The organism is Sphingobium fluminis (assembly GCF_037723805.1).
In the GTDB taxonomy this organism is placed as follows: domain Bacteria; phylum Pseudomonadota; class Alphaproteobacteria; order Sphingomonadales; family Sphingomonadaceae; genus Sphingobium.
Genome location: NZ_JBBJUK010000014.1, coordinates 1 through 3,789, shown reverse-complemented (window position 1 = coordinate 3,789; position 3,789 = coordinate 1). Strand labels below are relative to the sequence as shown.

Below are 3,789 nucleotides of genomic sequence, written 5' to 3'. Positions count from 1 at the left end.
TAAAGTGATGGCGCAATTCACGCCAGTCGGTTCGGAACATCGCGATAAATATGGCATATAGTATCAAACGTTTGCGTGGCGCGCTGCTCGTCTGGTCGTTCGTCGGGGAAAGGATGATGAGGTGATGGGGAAGCGCAAGATGGTGTCGAGGGGTGCAAGATGGGCGACTTTGGCGGCCATGTCGGGCGGGCTTCTGCTTGTCGGTGGCAAGGCTTTGTTGGCCGAACCAGCTGAAGCGCCGGCCGCGACTGTGGCTGCGGTTCCCGGCGGTTCGGCCGCACCGGCCTATTCTCCACCGGTACGCTTTGCCAACGAAAACACCAATCTTTATTGGGGCGACACGCACCTCCACACCAGTTACTCCGCCGACGCTTTTGGTTTTGGCAATCACACGGTTAGCCCGGATGAAGCCTATCGGCTGGCGCGAGGTGAGGAGGTGGCCGGCACGAGCGGTCTGCACGTGAAGCTGCGTCGCCCGCTCGATTTCCTCGTGGTGGCGGATCATGCGGAATATATCGGCGTGTTCCCGCGGCTGGCCAAGGGCGGCAGCACCGAAGGCCCCTGGGAACAGGGCAAACGCTGGAGCGATTTGCTGAAAGCCGGCGACGTCAAAACGGCGATGAACGAATTTTTCGGCATTCTTCGTGCGGGCGGTTCCAGTTCTCCGGAGCCTGCAGCGCTGGTGAAGTCGATCTGGCAGGATGTCGTGAGCACCGCTGACCGTTTCAATGATCCAGGCCATTTCACCGCTCTCATCGGCTATGAATGGAGTTCCACCCCTGGGGGCGACAACCTGCACCGGAACGTCATTTTTCGGGACGGCGCCGATAAGGCCCTTCAGGTCGTGCCATTTTCGGCAATGGACAGCACGGACCCGGAGAAATTATGGGCCTATCTCAAGTCCTATGAGACAAAGACCGGGGGGCAGGTTCTGGCCATTCCCCACAACGGCAATCTGAGCAACGGCCGCATGTTCATGCCGCAGACTTTTACGGGCCAGCCGTTCACCGCCTCCTATGCGCGCGAGCGAGCGCGGTGGGAGCCGGTCTATGAGGTCACGCAGACCAAGGGCACCAGCGAGACCCATCCGACCTTGTCCCCATCCGACGAATTTGCCGGTTTCGAACTGTGGGATACCACCAATGTTCAGGGTGCCATCCGCAAGACGCCTGCGATGCTGCAATATGAATATGCGCGCAAGGCGTTGAAGGACGGACTCCTCCACGAGCAGAAGCTGGGTGCCAATCCGTTCAAGTTCGGCATGATCGGCAGCACCGATTCGCATATCGGTGTGTCGACCACGGCAGAGGATAATTTTTTCGGGAAATTGCCCGGTTCCGAACCGTCTGCCCGCCGTTACGCTTTGCCCGTGGCAGAGACGAAGATAACGCAGTGGAACTGGCAGATCGGCGCATCGGGGCTTGCAGCGGTATGGGCAAAGGAAAATACCCGCGCATCGATATTCGACGCGATCCGGCGACGGGAAGTCTATGCGACCACGGGCTCGCGCATTCAATTGCGCGTATTTGGCGGGTGGAACTTCGCGAAGTCCGACGTACAGCGGCCCGACTATGTGCATATCGGCTATAACAAGGGCGTGCCGATGGGCGGCGACCTGACGCGCAGCCGTGGGGCCAGGGCACCGATGTTCATGATCGCCGCGGCGAAGGACCCCGACGACGCCAATCTTGATCGCGCCCAGGTGATCAAGGGCTGGGTCGACGCCAAGGGCCAGACGCACGAGAAAATATATGACGTCGCTGTATCGGGCGGCCGCAGGGTCGATCCGAAAACCGGCAAGCTATCGGCCGTCGGCAGCACCGTGAACCTTGCCGACGCCTCTTATACGAACAGTATCGGTGCTCCCGAACTGGCGACGGTGTGGACCGATCCGGATTTCGACCCCGGCCAGCGTGCCTTCTATTATGTGCGGGTGCTGGAAATCCCCAAGCCGCGATGGACCGCGTACGATGCGGCATTCTTCAAGGTGAAGATGCCCGCCAATATCCCGATGGTCGTGCAGGACCGCGCCTTCAGTTCGCCCATCTGGTATACGCCTTGACCCACGGCGGCACGGGAAGATTGCAGATTGGGACAGGTATAGAAGCATGAATAACATCGTCGCGCGCGTCCGACGGGAACCGCTTGTCTGGTTCCTGCTCGCGGGCCTTTCGCTTTTCTGCCTGCACGCACTGGTCAGTCCGGGCGACGATGTCGCCGCCTCGCGAGTGATAGAAGTAGACCGCGACAGGCTGCTGCAGTTCATGCAGCTGCGCGCGCGGTCTTTCAATGAACGGGGGGCCGGAAAATTCCTTGAACAGATGTCGCCGCAGGAGGTCGCGACGATGGTCAAGGACATGGTCCGCGAAGAGGCGATGTATCGCGAAGGATTGCGCCTGGGCCTCGACAAGAATGATTATGTCATGCGGCGGCGGCTGGTCCAGTCGCTGGAATATCTGGCCGAGGGCGCGCCGGCATCGGCCGGACCGCCGGACGAAGCCAAGTTGAAACGCTATTATGCCGCGCATCGTGATCGCTATGTCGACGCGCCCTCGATCAGTTTTTCTCATATCTTCTTCAGTGCCGATGCGCATGGATGGGAGGGCGCGCAAAGGCTGGCGACCGATACGCTGGCCAAGCTGAACGCGGGCGGCGACCAGACGCGCAATCACCCCGGCGATCGCTTCCTCTACCTCAATGATTATATCGAACGCACCCCCGAGATCATCGAGAGCCATTTCGGTCAGGACTTTGCGGAGAGATTGCTCGCAATGGCGCCGCAGGGCGGACGCTGGCAGGGGCCGCTGCGGTCGAAATACGGCTTTCATCTCGTGCGGATCGCAAGCAAGGATGCCGGCCGTCTCCTGCCTTTCGAGCAGGTGCGGGCGATCGTCGCCGAGGATGCGGCGAAGGACGCCAGGGCCGCCCGCCGCGAAGCCTTTGCCGATGGTCTGATTGCCCAGTTCAAGGTGGATATCGACAGCGACCTGCAAAAGCGCATGACCAAATGAGCTTGCCCCGTCTGCTGTTTGCCCTTTTGTGTTTTTTGGCAGGGACCTTGCCGGCCGATGCCCATGATGCGTTTCCGCTACTGATCAACATACGGCAGACGGGCGGCGCGCTCTATTCCGTGGATCTCCGGTTGCCGCCCTCTTTCCCCGACCGTTTTGCGCCCATCGTGCGGATCGACCAGCGGTGCAAGCGCATCGCCGGTCGGGAAGATCATGGAACCGATCTGTACCAGTGCCCGCATGGTCTGGGCGGCGACGTGCGGCTGGTCTATCCCGGTTCGGCGCCATCGGTGCCGGGACTCTTCCGGATCATCTGGGCGTCGGGCGAAGCCCGGTCCCTGTTGCTCAAGCCCGGTGAAACCAGCGTCACGCTGCCGCAGCCCGAAAGCACGGCCGGGATCGCGAACCAGTATCTGCGTCTGGGTATCGAACATATATTGATGGGCTATGACCATCTGCTGTTCCTGATCTGCCTGCTGTGGCTGGCCGGCGGCTTGCGGCGCATCCTGCTGACGATCACCGGCTTCACGCTGGCGCATTCGGTGACGCTGGCCCTTTCGGCATTGGGATGGGTCCAGGTAGCTGTGCCGCCGGTGGAAGCTGCGATCGCGCTGAGCATCGTCTTTCTGGCCGTGGAAATCTATAAGGGGCCGCGCGATACGCTGAGTTGGCGTTATCCCATCGCCGTGTCGAGCAGCTTCGGCCTGCTCCATGGCTTTGGCTTTGCCGCGGTGCTGGGGCGGATCGGCCTGCCCCAGACCGAACTCGTCACCGGGCT

Annotated in this window: 3 protein-coding genes; all 3 read left to right on the top strand. The window is 61.1% G+C overall.

The window, feature by feature from the left end:
• Positions 1-124 precede the first annotated feature (124 nt).
• A complete protein-coding gene (locus WG907_RS18115) occupies positions 125-2,062 on the top strand; it encodes a DUF3604 domain-containing protein (RefSeq protein WP_340235006.1) in 1,938 nt (645 codons plus the stop codon).
• A gap of 46 nt (positions 2,063-2,108) precedes the next feature.
• Entirely contained in the window at positions 2,109-3,011 is a 903-nt protein-coding gene (locus tag WG907_RS18110; protein ID WP_340235005.1) for a peptidylprolyl isomerase, read from the top strand.
• Positions 3,008-3,789 (top strand): HupE/UreJ family protein (locus WG907_RS18105; RefSeq protein WP_340235003.1); only part of this gene is annotated, 782 nt, incomplete at its 3' end. The genes WG907_RS18110 and WG907_RS18105, both read left to right, overlap by 4 nt.